Genomic DNA, 18,750 nt, shown 5'->3' on the forward strand with positions numbered 1-18,750 from the left:
CCCGACCCGGTGGACGCTGACCGGCTGGACCGCGGGTTCTTCGCCCGCCCTGTCCTCGAGGTGGCCCCGGACCTGCTCGGCTGCGTCGTCGTCCGCCGGGACGCGCAGGGGACGGTCGCCGTCCGGTTGACCGAGGTCGAGGCCTACGCCGGTCAGGACGACCCGGGTTCGCACGCCTACCGGGGTCCGACCCCGCGCACCGCCGTGATGTTCGGCCCTGCCGGGCACGTCTACGTCTACCTGAGCTACGGCATGCACTGGTGCGCCAACCTCGTCTGCGGGCAGCAGGGCAGCGCGTCGGCGGTGCTGCTGCGCGCCGGGCAGGTCGTCGACGGTCTCGACCTGGCCCGCAGCCGCCGTCCAACCGCCCGCCGGGACGCCGACCTCGCTCGGGGGCCGGCCCGGCTCGCTGCGGCCTTGGGGCTGCACGGCGGCGAGTCCGGGCTGGACGCGTGCGCTCCCGGCGCTGCGCTGCAGGTGCTGCCCGGTCGGTCCGTCGACCCGGCCGCGGTCCGCACCGGTCCCCGGGTCGGGGTCAGCGGGCCGGGCGGGGACGGCGGCCTGCACCCGTGGCGCTACTGGCTGGACGGCGAGGCGACGGTGTCCGCCTACCGCCCGGCCACGCGGCGCAGGGCGGCTCAGACCAGTAGCCGGCGATCGGGCAGGCTTGACCCCGGTCGCCGGCCGGTCCGGTGACCGAGCCGGACGGCGAGACGCAGCCGGACGGCGCCGACGACCCGGAGGGACCGACCGTGACCCACGTCCTCGACGAGCTGAGGTGGCGCGGCCTGGTGGCCGAGTGCACCGACGAGACCGCGTTGCGGCAGGCGCTCGACGACGGACCGGTGACGTACTACGTCGGCTTCGACCCGACGGCGCCGAGCCTGCACGTGGGCCACCTCGTGCAGGTGCTCACCGCCCGGCGGCTGCAGCAGCACGGGCACCGGCCGATCGCCCTGGTCGGCGGAGCCACCGGGCTCATCGGGGACCCGAAGGCCACTGGAGAGCGGACCCTGAACGACCCTGAGGTCGTCGCCTCCTGGGTCGACCGGATCCGCGGCCAGATCGAGCCGTTCCTGTCCTTCGACGGTCCGAACGCGGCCACGGTGGTCAACAACCTCGACTGGACAGCCGAGATGTCGGCCATCGAGCTGCTGCGCGACGTCGGGAAGCACTTCAGCGTCAACCGGATGCTCGACCGGGAGGCCGTCGCCACCCGCCTCGCCTCGACCGGCATCAGCTACACCGAGTTCAGCTACGTGCTGCTGCAGAGCAACGACTTCCTCGAGCTGCACCGCCGGTTCGGGTGCTCGCTGCAGCTCGGCGGCAGCGACCAGTGGGGCAACCTCACCGCCGGGGTCGACCTGATCCGGCGCGTCGAGGGCCACCGGGCCCACGCCCTGGCGACCCCGCTGCTCACCAAGGCCGACGGCACGAAGTTCGGCAAGACCGAGGGGCAGGCCGTCTGGCTCGACCCGGCGCTCACCAGCCCGTACGCCTTCTTCCAGTTCTGGCTGGCTGCCGAGGACGCCTCCGTGGCCGACTACCTACGGGTCTTCACCTTCCGCGACGCGGACGAGATCGCCGCCCTGGAGGTCGCCACCCGGGAGCGGCCGGCCGCCCGGGAGGCGCAGCGGGTGCTGGCCCGGGACGTCACGGCCCTCGTCCACGGGCAGGACGCCGCCCGTCGCGCCGAGGCGGCCGGCCACGCCCTGTTCGGCCGGGGAGACCTGGGGGACCTGGACGAACGCACCCTGGCCGAGGCCCTGGCCGAGGTGCCGACAGGAGCGGTGACGGCGGAGGACCTCGTCGACGTGCCCCGGCTGCTGGTCGCAGCCGGTGTGGTGCCGAGCATCTCCGCCGGACGACGGGTGGTCGCCGAGGGCGGGGCCTACGTGAACAACTCCAAGGTCACCGACCCCGACGCGGCCGTGGGAGCCGAGCAGCTGCTGCACGGTCGCTGGCTGGTGCTGCGGCGTGGCCGGCGCACCCTCGGGGCGGTCGAGGTCCGGCCGTCGTGAGCCGGTTCGCGACTGCCCCGGCGCAACCGCCCTAGGTGATTTGACGGCGGGTGCGGGCGCTGCGTACTGTTCCCGTCGTTCGCCCGGCAGGAGGCACGGACACCGCACGGTGGCCGGTCCCCGGGTGAGCCACCCAGAACCGGACGCCGGAGCCGTGGTCACGACCAGGGTCGCCGGAGTGCTAGGCTGGGCCGCCGCGCCGGACACCGTCGGGAAGTCTCCCGAGGGGTACCGGACGGCACAGAGGTAGGTCACGCCCCGTCTGTTGCGGCCTGTGTGGTTGTGGTGGGTGGTGCGCGTCCGTTCCTTGAGAACTCAACAGCGTGCTTAAAAGTCGATGCCGAATGGCCTCGTCGTGCTGGTGGTGCTGCTGCGTTGTGTGGTGGTGCTGGTGGTGGATGGGGCGTGTTTGGTGATGCGGTGCCTGCCTGTCTCGTCGGGTGGGTGCTGTTTTGCCAGGTTTGATTCCTGACCTCCTTGCCGGGGGGTTGGGGTCTCTATTGAGCGGTGTCCTGTCCCTGTGTGGGGTGGGTGCCGGTTTGTCATCAATGGAGAGTTTGATCCTGGCTCAGGACGAACGCTGGCGGCGTGCTTAACACATGCAAGTCGAACGGTGAAGCTGGTGCTTGCACTGGTGGATCAGTGGCGAACGGGTGAGTAACACGTGAGCAACCTGCCCCCGACTCTGGGATAACTCCGGGAAACCGGTGCTAATACCGGATATGACACTGCCGGGCATCTGGTGGTGTGGAAAGTTTTTCGGTTGGGGATGGGCTCGCGGCCTATCAGCTTGTTGGTGGGGTGATGGCCTACCAAGGCGACGACGGGTAGCCGGCCTGAGAGGGCGACCGGCCACACTGGGACTGAGACACGGCCCAGACTCCTACGGGAGGCAGCAGTGGGGAATATTGCACAATGGGCGAAAGCCTGATGCAGCGACGCCGCGTGAGGGATGAAGGCCTTCGGGTTGTAAACCTCTTTCAGCAGGGAAGAAGCGCAAGTGACGGTACCTGCAGAAGAAGCGCCGGCTAACTACGTGCCAGCAGCCGCGGTAATACGTAGGGCGCAAGCGTTGTCCGGATTTATTGGGCGTAAAGAGCTCGTAGGCGGTTTGTCGCGTCTGCTGTGAAAACCTGGGGCTTAACTCCGGGCCTGCAGTGGGTACGGGCAGACTAGAGTGCGGTAGGGGAGACTGGAATTCCTGGTGTAGCGGTGAAATGCGCAGATATCAGGAGGAACACCGGTGGCGAAGGCGGGTCTCTGGGCCGTAACTGACGCTGAGGAGCGAAAGCGTGGGGAGCGAACAGGATTAGATACCCTGGTAGTCCACGCCGTAAACGTTGGGCGCTAGGTGTGGGGCTCATTCCACGAGTTCCGTGCCGCAGCAAACGCATTAAGCGCCCCGCCTGGGGAGTACGGCCGCAAGGCTAAAACTCAAAGGAATTGACGGGGCCCCGCACAAGCGGCGGAGCATGCGGATTAATTCGATGCAACGCGAAGAACCTTACCAAGGCTTGACATACAGGGAAATCTCGCAGAGATGTGAGGTCCGCAAGGGTCCTGTACAGGTGGTGCATGGTTGTCGTCAGCTCGTGTCGTGAGATGTTGGGTTAAGTCCCGCAACGAGCGCAACCCTCGTCCTATGTTGCCAGCGGGTCGTGCCGGGGACTCATAGGAGACTGCCGGGGTCAACTCGGAGGAAGGTGGGGATGACGTCAAATCATCATGCCCCTTATGTCTTGGGCTTCACGCATGCTACAATGGCCAGTACAAAGGGCTGCGAGACCGTGAGGTGGAGCGAATCCCAAAAAGCTGGTCTCAGTTCGGATTGGGGTCTGCAACTCGACCCCATGAAGTCGGAGTCGCTAGTAATCGCAGATCAGCAACGCTGCGGTGAATACGTTCCCGGGGCTTGTACACACCGCCCGTCACGTCACGAAAGTCGGTAACACCCGAAGCCGGTGGCCTAACCCCTTGTGGGAGGGAGCTGTCGAAGGTGGGACTGGCGATTGGGACGAAGTCGTAACAAGGTAGCCGTACCGGAAGGTGCGGCTGGATCACCTCCTTTCTAAGGAGCGTCTGGCGTGGCCGGTTTGTGCTGGTCGCGTCCAGGGCCATGCCCGGGGCGAGTGTTCTCGGGGTGGTGCTCGTGGGTGGAACATCGGCTAGTTGGTCGTCGCGTGGGTGCGTCGGGCGTTAGTACGGTCACGGCTCTTCGGGGTTGTGGTGGGGAACGCGTCTGGTGTGTCGGGTGGCGGTCTGGGCACGCTGTTGGGTCCTGAGGGTGCGGGCGTTGGTGTCTGTTCCTTCTGGGCTGCTGGTGCTCCCGGTGGGGGTGCTGGTGGTTGCGGGTCATCCTGTCGGTGTACTGGTCTTCTTCGTGGGGGCCGGCGCCGGGTGTGGGGTGGTGCCGCCCGTAGCTTGAGAACTGCACAGTGGACGCGAGCATCTTTGAATACTTTGTGGCCAAGTTTTTAAGGGCACACGGTGGATGCCTTGGCACCAGGAGCCGATGAAGGACGTAGGAGCCTGCGATAAGCCTCGGGGAGTTGGCAACCGAACTGTGATCCGAGGATGTCCGAATGGGGAAACCCGGCTGGAGTCATGTCCAGTCACCCGCGCCTGAACACATAGGGCGTGTGGAGGGAACGTGGGGAAGTGAAACATCTCAGTACCCACAGGAAGAGAAAACAACAGTGATTCCGTCAGTAGTGGCGAGCGAACGCGGAAGAGGCTAAACCGGTCACGTGTGACAGCTGGTAGGCGTTGCGTGGTCGGGGTTGTGGGACCTGTCTGTCTCAGCTACCGATGAGGCGGGGAGTGAGAAAGTCGCGTCATAGTCGAAGGGCATTGAAAGGCCCGGCACAGAGGGTGCAACCCCCGTAGGCGAAATGGCGTGGCCTCCCGATGGGGATCCCAAGTAGCACGGGGCCCGAGAAATCCCGTGCGAATCTGGCAGGACCACCTGCTAAGCCTAAATACTCCCTGGTGACCGATAGCGGACAAGTACCGTGAGGGAAAGGTGAAAAGTACCCCGGGAGGGGAGTGAAATAGTACCTGAAACCGTGTGCCTACAAGCCGTCGGAGCCTCCGTGCGGGGTGACGGCGTGCCTTTTGAAGAATGAGCCTGCGAGTTAGTGGTACGTGGCGAGGTTAACCCGTGTGGGGAAGCCGTAGCGAAAGCGAGTCCGAACAGGGCGACTGAGTCGCGTGCCCTAGACCCGAAGCGAAGTGATCTACCCATGGGCAGGTTGAAGCGCGGGTAAGACCGCGTGGAGGACCGAACCCACCAGGGTTGAAAACCTGGGGGATGACCTGTGGGTAGGGGTGAAAGGCCAATCAAACTTCGTGATAGCTGGTTCTCCCCGAAATGCATTTAGGTGCAGCGTCACGTGTTTCTTGCCGGAGGTAGAGCTACTGGATGGCTGATGGGCCCTACCAGGTTACTGACGTCAGCCAAACTCCGAATGCCGGTAAGTGAGAGCGTGGCAGTGAGACTGCGGGGGATAAGCTCCGTAGTCGAGAGGGAAACAGCCCAGACCACCAGCTAAGGCCCCTAAGCGTGTGCTAAGTGGGAAAGGATGTGGAGTTGCACAGACAACCAGGAGGTTGGCTTAGAAGCAGCCACCCTTGAAAGAGTGCGTAATAGCTCACTGGTCAAGTGATTCCGCGCCGACAATGTAGCGGGGCTCAAGCACACCGCCGAAGCTGTGGCATTCACGCGTGTGCCCGGCCGGTCCTTCGGGTCCGGTCCAGGCGCGTGGATGGGTAGGGGAGCGTCGTGTGGCGAGTGAAGCGGCGGGGTGACCCAGTCGTGGACGCCACACGAGTGAGAATGCAGGCATGAGTAGCGAAAGACGGGTGAGAAACCCGTCCGCCGAATGACCAAGGGTTCCAGGGCCAGGCTAATCCGCCCTGGGTAAGTCGGGACCTAAGGCGAGGCCGACAGGCGTAGTCGATGGACAACGGGTTGATATTCCCGTACCGGCGAAGAACCGCCCATACCGAGGCCGGTGATGCTGAGCGTGCGAAGCCGTGTCGGCCCTTCGGGGCCGGTGCGGGGGAGCGCGCGACCCGAACCGGTAGTAGGTAAGCGCAGTAACAGGGGTGACGCAGAAGGGTAGCCTCCGCGTGGCGATGGTAGTCCACGTCCAAGGGTGTAGGGCGAGGTGTAGGCAAATCCGCACCTCACGCAGCCTGAGACCTGATGGTGACCGCGAATGCGGGAAGCAGGGTGATCCCATGCTGCCGAGAAAAGCCTCGGCGCGAGGTTCTAGCCGCCCGTACCCCAAACCGACTCAGGTGGTCAGGTAGAGAATACCAAGGCGATCGAGAGAATCATGGTTAAGGAACTCGGCAAAATGCCCCCGTAACTTCGGGAGAAGGGGGGCCGGACGGATGACGGCACGTGCTGCCTAGTCCGGAAGGCCGCAGAGACCAGGGAGAAGCGACTGTTTACTAAAAACACAGGTCCGTGCGAAGTCGCAAGACGATGTATACGGACTGACGCCTGCCCGGTGCTGGAACGTTAAGGGGACGGGTTAGCCTCACGGCGAAGCTCAGAACTTAAGCGCCAGTAAACGGCGGTGGTAACTATAACCATCCTAAGGTAGCGAAATTCCTTGTCGGGTAAGTTCCGACCTGCACGAATGGCGTAACGACTTCTCCGCTGTCTCAACCATGAACTCGGCGAAATTGCACTACGAGTAAAGATGCTCGTTACGCGCAGCAGGACGGAAAGACCCCGGGACCTTTACTACAGCTTGGTATTGGTGTTCGGTACGGCTTGTGTAGGATAGGTGGGAGACTGTGAAGCCGGCACGCCAGTGTCGGTGGAGTCACCGTTGAAATACCACTCTGGTCGTTCTGGACATCTAACCTCGGTCCGTGATCCGGATCAGGGACAGTGCCTGGTGGGTAGTTTAACTGGGGCGGTTGCCTCCCAAAAGGTAACGGAGGCGCTCAAAGGTTCCCTCAGCCTGGTTGGCAATCAGGTGTCGAGTGCAAGTGCACAAGGGAGCTTGACTGCGAGAGAGACATCTCGAGCAGGGACGAAAGTCGGAACTAGTGATCCGGCCGTGGTTCGTGGAAACGCGGTCGCTCAACGGATAAAAGGTACCCCGGGGATAACAGGCTGATCTTGCCCAAGAGTCCATATCGACGGCATGGTTTGGCACCTCGATGTCGGCTCGTCGCATCCTGGGGCTGGAGTAGGTCCCAAGGGTTGGGCTGTTCGCCCATTAAAGCGGTACGCGAGCTGGGTTTAGAACGTCGTGAGACAGTTCGGTCCCTATCCGCTGCGCGCGCAGGAGACTTGAGAAGGGCTGTCCCTAGTACGAGAGGACCGGGACGGACGAACCTCTGGTGTGCCAGTTGTTCCGCCAGGAGCACCGCTGGTTAGCTACGTTCGGAAAGGATAACCGCTGAAAGCATCTAAGCGGGAAGCCTGCTTCAAGATGAGGTCTCCACGGGGCTCGACCCCGAGAGGCTCCCAGCTAGACTACTGGGTTGATAGGCCGGACGTGGAAGCGTGGCAACACGTGAAGCTGACCGGTACTAATAAGCCGACAACTTGCCCACACACTCACCGAGTGCTCTGCGTCCACTGTGCGGTTCCCGAGATACGGTCGGCCCACCACCGAACGACATCTCCATAGAGTTCCGGCGGCCATAGCGTCGGGGAAACGCCCGGTCCCATTCCGAACCCGGAAGCTAAGCCCGACAGCGCCGATGGTACTGCGCGGGAGACCGCGTGGGAGAGTAGGACACCGCCGGACAACACCCACACGATGACGGTCACCCCCACACCCGGGGGTGACCGTCATCCGCATTCCCTCACCCTTTCCCCTGTCCGTGATCATGCAATCCCGCCACCCTGCGCGACCCACGCGTGATCAGTCCCCGACCCCTGTCCGTGATCATGCAATCCCGCCACCCCGGTTGCTCTCCGGTGCCCGCTCCCAGACGTTTGGTGTGTGTGGCACGACACGCCAGACAAGTTGTGCCCATGCAGCGCTCAGCCCTGATCCACCGCGCTGATTCGGCTTGGGTGGTTTCGGTGGCCTGATGAGGTCGGTCGGTGTCGTGGGCGTGGCTGGTCCGCCGGCCTGTGCCGGCTCTTCCACGTCGGGTTCCTCGAGTCGCGCCCTGCTGGGGCTGGATGGTCAGGTCGTTGCCAGGGTGGGTGGGCCGGTCGCGGCCGTCCACAGCGACTCCCATCCGGGTGCCCAGGGCCAGTCGCGGGGCAGGTGGAGGTCGAGCCTGCGGGCGGTGGTGGCGATCCTGGCGGGGACGGCGATGATCTTGGTGCGCAGGCTGGCCCATCTGGCCTTGGCCATGTCTGCTGCGACGGCGGTGGCGCGGGCCAGGTTGAACGCGATCACTGCCAGGGCGACCCAGGCGGCGTTCGCCGCGTATCGTCCGCTGGGCAGGTGGGCCAGGGCGTTGTCTTTGAGCTCGGCGATGACCTGCTCGACGATCGCGTGGTCGCGGTGACGTTCGTCGGCCTCGATGGTCGAGAACGTGCTGTTGGTGATGAAGGCGTGGTGGCGGTAGGTGGCGAACAGCTCGCCCTGCTCGGTCCCATCGCAGGCGAACGGCTGGAGGCGTTTCACGCGGCGGACGATGAGCCGGCAGGTGACGTGCTCGCCCCTGCGGCGGGAGGTGAACGCGGTGAACGGGATCTCGGCGACCTCGGCGTGGGAGACCCACCGCTGCTCGGCCTCGTCGTAGATCGCGTCCGGGTACTCGATCGGCTGCCACGCGTCGGCGGGGATGCTGGCGATCGCTGCGGTGACGGTCTTGGTCATCCGGGCGGTGACCGAGAACCACGCCTGGTGCCTGATCGCGGTGCCGACGAACGCCCACCCGTAGTAGGCCGAGTCCGCCCGGGCCAGGATCCGGCCCCTCACGCCAGCGGCGCGGGCGGTGGTGATCCCCTGGGCCAGCAGCCGGCCCGCGCCCGTGGCCGAGGCGGTGTTCCCCGACCGGAGCCTCGCGCCGGCGATCACCGGCGCGGCCAGCGGGGTCGAGACCGTGGCGAGCTGGATGTTCAGGCCACGCTGCTTGGTGTACCCGAACGCGGCGCCCTGCTTGGCGTAGCCGTGGACCTCCCGCACGGTGTCATCGACATCGACCGTGGCGATCCCGCCGGTGTCCGCGCCGGCCAGCAGGCCCGGGACCCGCACCGCCAGGCCCGCCACCAGCCTGGCGTTGACCTTGTCGAGCTGCTGGACGTGCCCGTGGGTGAACGACCGCAGGAACGTGCCCAGCGTGGAGGGCGCGCGGACCCCACCGAACACCTTCGTCATCCCGCCGTGCCGCAGCAGGTCCATGTCATCGATGCAGTCCGCGCCGGCCAGCATCCCGGCCACCACGCACGCCGCCTTCACCGCAGCGTTCGGCGAAGGCACCGTCACCTCCTCCAGGAGGTCGTACAGGCCGGCGGTCTCGGCCAGCCGCAACGCAGGGACCAGGCCCGCCGACGACACCAGGTTCGGGTCATCGAAGACCGGCCGGATCGTGTGAGAAGGTTTCACTTGCGAGGTGCTCCTCTTGAGCGGTTGGACGTAGACGTCGCAATCCACATCCTCCCAGCTCAAGAGGGCATTCTCGCCCTACGCCACGCTCACACCGCCGAACCCGGTCGGTGGATCAGGGCTCAGTGCTGGAGGTGGTGCTCTTCGGGGCTCGGCTGTCGCTGGGGACTGCGGTGAGCCCGGTCGGTTCTGGGCTGCATGGCTGACGGCGGTGCATATCGGCCGGACCGCGCAGGTGGTCCTGGGACGCCCGGGAGGACTGTTCATCGGCCACAGCGTCCCCGGGGGCGGTTAGCTCGAGGGCCGGCATGAGTGGGGCGCCGATGTGATGGCGCGGGGTGAAGTACGCGGCCGCGACGTTGGTCGCGGCCGCCCGCGTGGTGCTCCAGAGCGTCCCTGTGCCGGCGTGACGCGGCACGAGCTCGGCACGATGCGAGACACGCAGCGGGGTCCGGGGTGGCGGGCTTGCATGATCACCACCAGGGGGCCGGACGGAGGGGCTCACCACAGGCTCCCTCGCGCTCCGGCCGTGCTCCTGGCGCTGTCCGGCCCTGCTCCTGGCGCTGCCAGGCCTGCTCTCCTGGCCTCGGCACGCGGCGCCGTGCGCGCCGAGCGCCGGGCGGACAAGGACCACCCTGGACCGTGCTACTCTAGGGACACCGCTGGAGGCACGGACTCCCCAGGGAGGCCGGTCCGCGGTGAGTACCGAGGGGCGCCTTGGATTTGGAGCGATGCTCGCAAGGTGCTAGGCTCGGTCACCGCTCGAGCGCCAGAGCTACCAAAAGCCCGACTGTGCTTCGGTGCTCGCTCGAGCAAGAAGGTTCATGCGGTAGCCCCGTCTGTTGCGGCCTGTGTGGTTGTGGTGGGTGGTGCGCGTCCGTTCCTTGAGAACTCAACAGCGTGCTTAAAAGTCGATGCCGAATGGCCTCGTCGTGCTGGTGGTGCTGCTGCGTTGTGTGGTGGTGCTGGTGGTGGATGGGGCGTGTTTGGTGATGCGGTGCCTGCCTGTCTCGTCGGGTGGGTGCTGTTTTGCCAGGTTTGATTCCTGACCTCCTTGCCGGGGGGTTGGGGTCTCTATTGAGCGGTGTCCTGTCCCTGTGTGGGGTGGGTGCCGGTTTGTCATCAATGGAGAGTTTGATCCTGGCTCAGGACGAACGCTGGCGGCGTGCTTAACACATGCAAGTCGAACGGTGAAGCTGGTGCTTGCACTGGTGGATCAGTGGCGAACGGGTGAGTAACACGTGAGCAACCTGCCCCCGACTCTGGGATAACTCCGGGAAACCGGTGCTAATACCGGATATGACACTGCCGGGCATCTGGTGGTGTGGAAAGTTTTTCGGTTGGGGATGGGCTCGCGGCCTATCAGCTTGTTGGTGGGGTGATGGCCTACCAAGGCGACGACGGGTAGCCGGCCTGAGAGGGCGACCGGCCACACTGGGACTGAGACACGGCCCAGACTCCTACGGGAGGCAGCAGTGGGGAATATTGCACAATGGGCGAAAGCCTGATGCAGCGACGCCGCGTGAGGGATGAAGGCCTTCGGGTTGTAAACCTCTTTCAGCAGGGAAGAAGCGCAAGTGACGGTACCTGCAGAAGAAGCGCCGGCTAACTACGTGCCAGCAGCCGCGGTAATACGTAGGGCGCAAGCGTTGTCCGGATTTATTGGGCGTAAAGAGCTCGTAGGCGGTTTGTCGCGTCTGCTGTGAAAACCTGGGGCTTAACTCCGGGCCTGCAGTGGGTACGGGCAGACTAGAGTGCGGTAGGGGAGACTGGAATTCCTGGTGTAGCGGTGAAATGCGCAGATATCAGGAGGAACACCGGTGGCGAAGGCGGGTCTCTGGGCCGTAACTGACGCTGAGGAGCGAAAGCGTGGGGAGCGAACAGGATTAGATACCCTGGTAGTCCACGCCGTAAACGTTGGGCGCTAGGTGTGGGGCTCATTCCACGAGTTCCGTGCCGCAGCAAACGCATTAAGCGCCCCGCCTGGGGAGTACGGCCGCAAGGCTAAAACTCAAAGGAATTGACGGGGCCCCGCACAAGCGGCGGAGCATGCGGATTAATTCGATGCAACGCGAAGAACCTTACCAAGGCTTGACATACAGGGAAATCTCGCAGAGATGTGAGGTCCGCAAGGGTCCTGTACAGGTGGTGCATGGTTGTCGTCAGCTCGTGTCGTGAGATGTTGGGTTAAGTCCCGCAACGAGCGCAACCCTCGTCCTATGTTGCCAGCGGGTCGTGCCGGGGACTCATAGGAGACTGCCGGGGTCAACTCGGAGGAAGGTGGGGATGACGTCAAATCATCATGCCCCTTATGTCTTGGGCTTCACGCATGCTACAATGGCCAGTACAAAGGGCTGCGAGACCGTGAGGTGGAGCGAATCCCAAAAAGCTGGTCTCAGTTCGGATTGGGGTCTGCAACTCGACCCCATGAAGTCGGAGTCGCTAGTAATCGCAGATCAGCAACGCTGCGGTGAATACGTTCCCGGGGCTTGTACACACCGCCCGTCACGTCACGAAAGTCGGTAACACCCGAAGCCGGTGGCCTAACCCCTTGTGGGAGGGAGCTGTCGAAGGTGGGACTGGCGATTGGGACGAAGTCGTAACAAGGTAGCCGTACCGGAAGGTGCGGCTGGATCACCTCCTTTCTAAGGAGCGTCTGGCGTGGCCGGTTTGTGCTGGTCGCGTCCAGGGCCATGCCCGGGGCGAGTGTTCTCGGGGTGGTGCTCGTGGGTGGAACATCGGCTAGTTGGTCGTCGCGTGGGTGCGTCGGGCGTTAGTACGGTCACGGCTCTTCGGGGTTGTGGTGGGGAACGCGTCTGGTGTGTCGGGTGGCGGTCTGGGCACGCTGTTGGGTCCTGAGGGTGCGGGCGTTGGTGTCTGTTCCTTCTGGGCTGCTGGTGCTCCCGGTGGGGGTGCTGGTGGTTGCGGGTCATCCTGTCGGTGTACTGGTCTTCTTCGTGGGGGCCGGCGCCGGGTGTGGGGTGGTGCCGCCCGTAGCTTGAGAACTGCACAGTGGACGCGAGCATCTTTGAATACTTTGTGGCCAAGTTTTTAAGGGCACACGGTGGATGCCTTGGCACCAGGAGCCGATGAAGGACGTAGGAGCCTGCGATAAGCCTCGGGGAGTTGGCAACCGAACTGTGATCCGAGGATGTCCGAATGGGGAAACCCGGCTGGAGTCATGTCCAGTCACCCGCGCCTGAACACATAGGGCGTGTGGAGGGAACGTGGGGAAGTGAAACATCTCAGTACCCACAGGAAGAGAAAACAACAGTGATTCCGTCAGTAGTGGCGAGCGAACGCGGAAGAGGCTAAACCGGTCACGTGTGACAGCTGGTAGGCGTTGCGTGGTCGGGGTTGTGGGACCTGTCTGTCTCAGCTACCGATGAGGCGGGGAGTGAGAAAGTCGCGTCATAGTCGAAGGGCATTGAAAGGCCCGGCACAGAGGGTGCAACCCCCGTAGGCGAAATGGCGTGGCCTCCCGATGGGGATCCCAAGTAGCACGGGGCCCGAGAAATCCCGTGCGAATCTGGCAGGACCACCTGCTAAGCCTAAATACTCCCTGGTGACCGATAGCGGACAAGTACCGTGAGGGAAAGGTGAAAAGGAAAGGGGGTACCCGGGATGAAATAGTACCTGAAACCGTGTGCCTACAAGCCGTCGGAGCCTCCGTGCGGGGTGACGGCGTGCCTTTTGAAGAATGAGCCTGCGAGTTAGTGGTACGTGGCGAGGTTAACCCGTGTGGGGAAGCCGTAGCGAAAGCGAGTCCGAACAGGGCGACTGAGTCGCGTGCCCTAGACCCGAAGCGAAGTGATCTACCCATGGGCAGGTTGAAGCGCGGGTAAGACCGCGTGGAGGACCGAACCCACCAGGGTTGAAAACCTGGGGGATGACCTGTGGGTAGGGGTGAAAGGCCAATCAAACTTCGTGATAGCTGGTTCTCCCCGAAATGCATTTAGGTGCAGCGTCACGTGTTTCTTGCCGGAGGTAGAGCTACTGGATGGCTGATGGGCCCTACCAGGTTACTGACGTCAGCCAAACTCCGAATGCCGGTAAGTGAGAGCGTGGCAGTGAGACTGCGGGGGATAAGCTCCGTAGTCGAGAGGGAAACAGCCCAGACCACCAGCTAAGGCCCCTAAGCGTGTGCTAAGTGGGAAAGGATGTGGAGTTGCACAGACAACCAGGAGGTTGGCTTAGAAGCAGCCACCCTTGAAAGAGTGCGTAATAGCTCACTGGTCAAGTGATTCCGCGCCGACAATGTAGCGGGGCTCAAGCACACCGCCGAAGCTGTGGCATTCACGCGTGTGCCCGGCCGGTCCTTCGGGTCCGGTCCAGGCGCGTGGATGGGTAGGGGAGCGTCGTGTGGCGAGTGAAGCGGCGGGGTGACCCAGTCGTGGACGCCACACGAGTGAGAATGCAGGCATGAGTAGCGAAAGACGGGTGAGAAACCCGTCCGCCGAATGACCAAGGGTTCCAGGGCCAGGCTAATCCGCCCTGGGTAAGTCGGGACCTAAGGCGAGGCCGACAGGCGTAGTCGATGGACAACGGGTTGATATTCCCGTACCGGCGAAGAACCGCCCATACCGAGGCCGGTGATGCTGAGCGTGCGAAGCCGTGTCGGCCCTTCGGGGCCGGTGCGGGGGAGCGCGCGACCCGAACCGGTAGTAGGTAAGCGCAGTAACAGGGGTGACGCAGAAGGGTAGCCTCCGCGTGGCGATGGTAGTCCACGTCCAAGGGTGTAGGGCGAGGTGTAGGCAAATCCGCACCTCACGCAGCCTGAGACCTGATGGTGACCGCGAATGCGGGAAGCAGGGTGATCCCATGCTGCCGAGAAAAGCCTCGGCGCGAGGTTCTAGCCGCCCGTACCCCAAACCGACTCAGGTGGTCAGGTAGAGAATACCAAGGCGATCGAGAGAATCATGGTTAAGGAACTCGGCAAAATGCCCCCGTAACTTCGGGAGAAGGGGGGCCGGACGGATGACGGCACGTGCTGCCTAGTCCGGAAGGCCGCAGAGACCAGGGAGAAGCGACTGTTTACTAAAAACACAGGTCCGTGCGAAGTCGCAAGACGATGTATACGGACTGACGCCTGCCCGGTGCTGGAACGTTAAGGGGACGGGTTAGCCTCACGGCGAAGCTCAGAACTTAAGCGCCAGTAAACGGCGGTGGTAACTATAACCATCCTAAGGTAGCGAAATTCCTTGTCGGGTAAGTTCCGACCTGCACGAATGGCGTAACGACTTCTCCGCTGTCTCAACCATGAACTCGGCGAAATTGCACTACGAGTAAAGATGCTCGTTACGCGCAGCAGGACGGAAAGACCCCGGGACCTTTACTACAGCTTGGTATTGGTGTTCGGTACGGCTTGTGTAGGATAGGTGGGAGACTGTGAAGCCGGCACGCCAGTGTCGGTGGAGTCACCGTTGAAATACCACTCTGGTCGTTCTGGACATCTAACCTCGGTCCGTGATCCGGATCAGGGACAGTGCCTGGTGGGTAGTTTAACTGGGGCGGTTGCCTCCCAAAAGGTAACGGAGGCGCTCAAAGGTTCCCTCAGCCTGGTTGGCAATCAGGTGTCGAGTGCAAGTGCACAAGGGAGCTTGACTGCGAGAGAGACATCTCGAGCAGGGACGAAAGTCGGAACTAGTGATCCGGCCGTGGTTCGTGGAAACGCGGTCGCTCAACGGATAAAAGGTACCCCGGGGATAACAGGCTGATCTTGCCCAAGAGTCCATATCGACGGCATGGTTTGGCACCTCGATGTCGGCTCGTCGCATCCTGGGGCTGGAGTAGGTCCCAAGGGTTGGGCTGTTCGCCCATTAAAGCGGTACGCGAGCTGGGTTTAGAACGTCGTGAGACAGTTCGGTCCCTATCCGCTGCGCGCGCAGGAGACTTGAGAAGGGCTGTCCCTAGTACGAGAGGACCGGGACGGACGAACCTCTGGTGTGCCAGTTGTTCCGCCAGGAGCACCGCTGGTTAGCTACGTTCGGAAAGGATAACCGCTGAAAGCATCTAAGCGGGAAGCCTGCTTCAAGATGAGGTCTCCACGGGGCTCGACCCCGAGAGGCTCCCAGCTAGACTACTGGGTTGATAGGCCGGACGTGGAAGCGTGGCAACACGTGAAGCTGACCGGTACTAATAAGCCGACAACTTGCCCACACACTCACCGAGTGCTCTGCGTCCACTGTGCGGTTCCCGAGATACGGTCGGCCCACCACCGAACGACATCTCCATAGAGTTCCGGCGGCCATAGCGTCGGGGAAACGCCCGGTCCCATTCCGAACCCGGAAGCTAAGCCCGACAGCGCCGATGGTACTGCGCGGGAGACCGCGTGGGAGAGTAGGACACCGCCGGACAACACCCACACGATGACGGTCACCCCCACACCCGGGGGTGACCGTCATCCGCATCTTCAGCCACGTCCACAGGAGCCCACATGGCCGAGCACCCGACCTCTGGTGGACCGCGCGGCCGCCGCCGCCCCGGCGCTTCTGCGGCCGGGGGGTCGCAGGGCGGCGGTCCGCGACGGCAGGACGCAGGCGCAGGGCAGGGGGGACGTCCCGGGCGCCGCGAACGTCCCCGGCGTGGGGACGTGTCGGCCCGCCCGGACCGGCGTGAGGGCCCGGGCCTGGGCGACCGCAGGGTGCGAACCGATGGGGTCACGTCGGCCACTTCGGCCCGATCGCGTGGCGAGCGGCGGCCCGGGCGACCAGACCAGGACGTCACCCCGCGACCGCAGGACCCGCCTCTACCCGCGGACGTCACCGGCGAGGAGCTGGACGCCGGTGTCCGCAGAGACCTGCGCTCCCTCAGCAAGGAGGGTGCCGAGAAGGTGGCCCGGCACCTCGTGATGGTGGCGCGGCTGCTCGACGTCGACCCGGTCTCCGCCTGGGAGCACGCCCAGGCCGCCAGACGGCGGGCCGGACGGCTCGGTGTCGTCCGGGAGGCCGCCGGTCTCGCCGCTTACCGGGCCGGCCACTACGACGAGGCGCTGCGCGAGCTGCGGACGGTGCGGCGCCTGACCGGCGACCAGTCGCTGCTGCCGGTGATGGCCGACTGCGAGCGTGGCCTCGGCCGGCCCGAGCGCGCACTGGAGCTCGCCGCATCGTCCGAGGTCGCCGCACTGGACGAGGAAGGCCAGGTGGAGATGCGCCTCGTCGCGGCCGGTGCCCGGATGGACATGGGTAACCCGGCGGCGGCCGTCGTGCTGCTGCAGCCCCTGGCCCAGCGGGCCCAGGCCAGGGCCGTCCCGTGGCGTGCCCGAGTGTGGTCCGTGCTGGCCGATGCCCTCGAGGCCGCGGGGCGCCCGGCAGAGGCTCGCGACTGGCTGGAGCGGGCGGCGGACGCGGACGACGCGGGCGAGACCGGGGCCGCGGAACGACTCGGTCGTGTGGTCCCGGAGCCGGGCGAGACCATCGTGGACCTGCTCGAGGACTGAACCGCCCGCTCAGCCGCCGGGAGGCTGTGCCCCTCGGGGATCCGGGTCCGGGTTCGCAGCCCGACGGGTGGCACCGTACGGTCTGGAGACATGCCGGAGACATCCCCAGGTCAGCCCGAGGGCGGCCCCTACGAGTGGCTGCGGCGAGGAACGCAGCTCCTCCAGGACGGGCACGCCGCGGCGGCAGCCACCGTCCTGCAGCACGCGGCCGAGTCCGAGCCGGGTTCCGCCATGGTGCTGGAGACCCTCGGCCGGGCACAGTTCGCGGCAGCCCGCTACGACGACGCCGCAGCCACCTTCGCCCGGCTCGTCGAGCGCAACCCCGACGCGGACTACGCCCGGTTCGGCCTCGGCTCCGCGCTGGCCCGGCTCAACCGGTTCGAGGAGGCGGCCGAGCACCTGGCGCTGGCGGTCGCGATGCGCCCCGACCGCCGCGAGTACGCCGACCGGCTCCGGCAGGTGCGGGCGACGCTGACCGCCCGGCGGGACGCAGGTCTCGCCGACCGGTGAGCGGCGTGCTGGTCGACGAGCACGACCTGCTCGTCCTCGACCTCGACGGGGTGGTCTACGTCGGCGCCGAGGCCGTGGCCGGAGCCGTCGAGACGCTCACCGCGGTGCACAGGGCCGGCACCGCGCTGCGCTACGCCACGAACAACGCCTCCCGCACGCCGGCTCAGGTGGCCGGGCACCTGCGTTCACTCGGCGTGCCCGCCGAGACGGACCAGGTCGTCACGTCCTCGCAGGCTGCTGCCCGGCTCGTCACCGACACGCTCGGCGACGCAGGGCCCGTCCTGGCCGTAGGTGGACCCGGCGTCGCCGACGCGCTGACCGCAGCGGGTCTGGACGTCGTCTCCTCGGCCGACGACCGGCCCGTGGCCGTGGTCCAGGGGTACGGCCCGGACGTCGGGTGGCGGCAGCTGACGGAGGCGGCCCTGGCGGTGCGCGCCGGGGCCAGATGGGTGGCCACCAACGTGGACCCCACCCTGCCCACCGAGCGGGGTCCCGCGCCCGGCAACGGTGCTCTCGTCGCCGCCGTCCGGACCGCCACGGGAGCCGAGCCGCTCGTCGCCGGCAAGCCGCAGCCCACGTTGTTCCAGGTCGCGGCCCGGGGAGCCCACTCGCCGCTGGTCGTCGGGGACCGACTCGACACCGACGTGGCCGGAGCGCGGGCCGCCGGGATGCGCTCGCTGCTCGTGCTCACCGGGGTGACCCGGCCGGAGGACCTGCTCGCCGCCGGCCCGCTCGAGCGGCCGGACCTCGTCGGCGCCGACCTGCGCTGCCTGCTCGAGCCGCCACGGGTGGTTCCCCGGGCGCCCGAGGGCGGCTGGTGGGTGAGCGGGACGGCGCAGGTCCGTCTCCACGACGGCCGCCTCCAGGTCCGGGCCGGCGACGACGACGTGCAGATGCTGTGCGCCGCGGCCGCCGCGGTCTGGGACGCCCGTGACCACGGCCGGGGCCCGGACCTCACCGAGGTCGCCGATCAGCTGCGGGACGTCGTCACCACCCGGCGGTAGCGTGACCGCCGTGCACGACGACAACCAGCCGGACGCCGCAGCAGACCGCACGAGACCGTCTCCCGCAGCGGAGCCAGCCACTGACCCGTCGGTCCTCCGGACCGGTGACCCCGACGTGGACGCCGCCGTGCGCCGGCTGGCCGCGCTGGACCCGCGCGCCCCCGCCGCCGAGCAGCTGCCCGAGCTCGTCGCGGTGCACGAGGCGCTGCAGCAGCGACTGTCCGCGGCGGTGGAGTGAG

Annotated in this window: 7 protein-coding genes and 6 rRNA genes; 12 read left to right on the forward strand and 1 reads right to left on the reverse strand. The window is 65.4% G+C overall.

All coding sequences use genetic code 11. From position 1 onward, the window contains the following. The first annotated feature begins 9 nt into the window (after positions 1–9). The 5 genes from HJG43_05150 to rrf (HJG43_05170) all read left to right on the forward strand — a co-directional run bounded on the left by HJG43_05150 (position 10) and on the right by rrf (HJG43_05170) (position 7,798). On the forward strand, positions 10–696 hold the full coding sequence (locus HJG43_05150) for a DNA-3-methyladenine glycosylase (GenBank protein UER55728.1): 687 nt from the start codon (positions 10–12) through the stop codon (positions 694–696). A gap of 56 nt (positions 697–752) precedes the next feature. Beyond that, on the forward strand, positions 753–2,021 hold the full coding sequence (locus HJG43_05155; GenBank protein UER55729.1) for a tyrosine--tRNA ligase: 1,269 nt from the start codon (positions 753–755) through the stop codon (positions 2,019–2,021). A 545-nt stretch (positions 2,022–2,566) separates the two neighbouring features. After that, positions 2,567–4,097, forward strand: a 16S ribosomal RNA gene (locus HJG43_05160). A gap of 356 nt (positions 4,098–4,453) precedes the next feature. Further along, positions 4,454–7,602: ribosomal RNA gene (locus HJG43_05165) — 23S ribosomal RNA — on the forward strand. A 79-nt stretch (positions 7,603–7,681) separates the two neighbouring features. Further along, positions 7,682–7,798, forward strand: a 5S ribosomal RNA gene (gene rrf / locus HJG43_05170). Together the 16S, 23S and 5S rRNA genes form the textbook arrangement of a ribosomal RNA operon. Positions 7,799–8,185: 387 nt before the next feature. Here the strand turns inward: rrf (HJG43_05170) and HJG43_05175 are convergent. Further along, the gene (locus HJG43_05175; GenBank protein UER55730.1) at positions 8,186–9,559 is read right to left on the reverse strand and encodes an IS1380 family transposase; all 1,374 of its coding nucleotides are present in this window, start codon (positions 9,557–9,559) and stop codon (positions 8,186–8,188) included. 1,122 nt (positions 9,560–10,681) lie between these two features. Between HJG43_05175 and HJG43_05180 the strand changes: the two genes are divergently transcribed. From HJG43_05180 to HJG43_05210, 7 genes are all read left to right on the forward strand, one after another. Further along, positions 10,682–12,212, forward strand: a 16S ribosomal RNA gene (locus HJG43_05180). Positions 12,213–12,568: 356 nt separating this feature from the next. Beyond that, a 23S ribosomal RNA gene (locus HJG43_05185) occupies positions 12,569–15,719 on the forward strand. Between the two features lie 79 nt (positions 15,720–15,798). Continuing rightward, positions 15,799–15,915, forward strand: a 5S ribosomal RNA gene (gene rrf / locus HJG43_05190). Positions 15,916–16,202: 287 nt separating this feature from the next. Beyond that, entirely contained in the window at positions 16,203–16,997 is a 795-nt protein-coding gene (locus HJG43_05195; protein ID UER54041.1) for a hypothetical protein, read from the forward strand. A gap of 90 nt (positions 16,998–17,087) precedes the next feature. Then, positions 17,088–17,507, forward strand: coding sequence for a tetratricopeptide repeat protein (locus tag HJG43_05200; protein ID UER54042.1), 420 nt, complete (start codon positions 17,088–17,090; stop codon positions 17,505–17,507). Then, positions 17,504–18,511 (forward strand): HAD-IIA family hydrolase, encoded by a 1,008-nt coding sequence (locus HJG43_05205; protein ID UER54043.1) that lies wholly within the window; start codon positions 17,504–17,506, stop codon positions 18,509–18,511. The genes HJG43_05200 and HJG43_05205 overlap by 4 nt, the downstream gene beginning before the upstream one ends. 10 nt (positions 18,512–18,521) lie before the next feature. Beyond that, the gene (locus HJG43_05210) at positions 18,522–18,749 is read left to right on the forward strand and encodes a hypothetical protein (protein ID UER54044.1); all 228 of its coding nucleotides are present in this window, start codon (positions 18,522–18,524) and stop codon (positions 18,747–18,749) included. The last annotated feature ends 1 nt before the right edge of the window (position 18,750 follow it).

It is taken from the genome of Kineosporiaceae bacterium SCSIO 59966 (genome assembly GCA_020881835.1).
Lineage (GTDB): Bacteria > Actinomycetota > Actinomycetes > Actinomycetales > SCSIO-59966 > SCSIO-59966.

Excerpts from the sequence above, each read along its gene's own strand:
- HJG43_05200 (UER54042.1), top strand. The coding sequence starts at position 17,088 with ATGCCGGAGACATCCCCAGGTCAGCCCGAGGGCGGCCCCTACGAGTGG.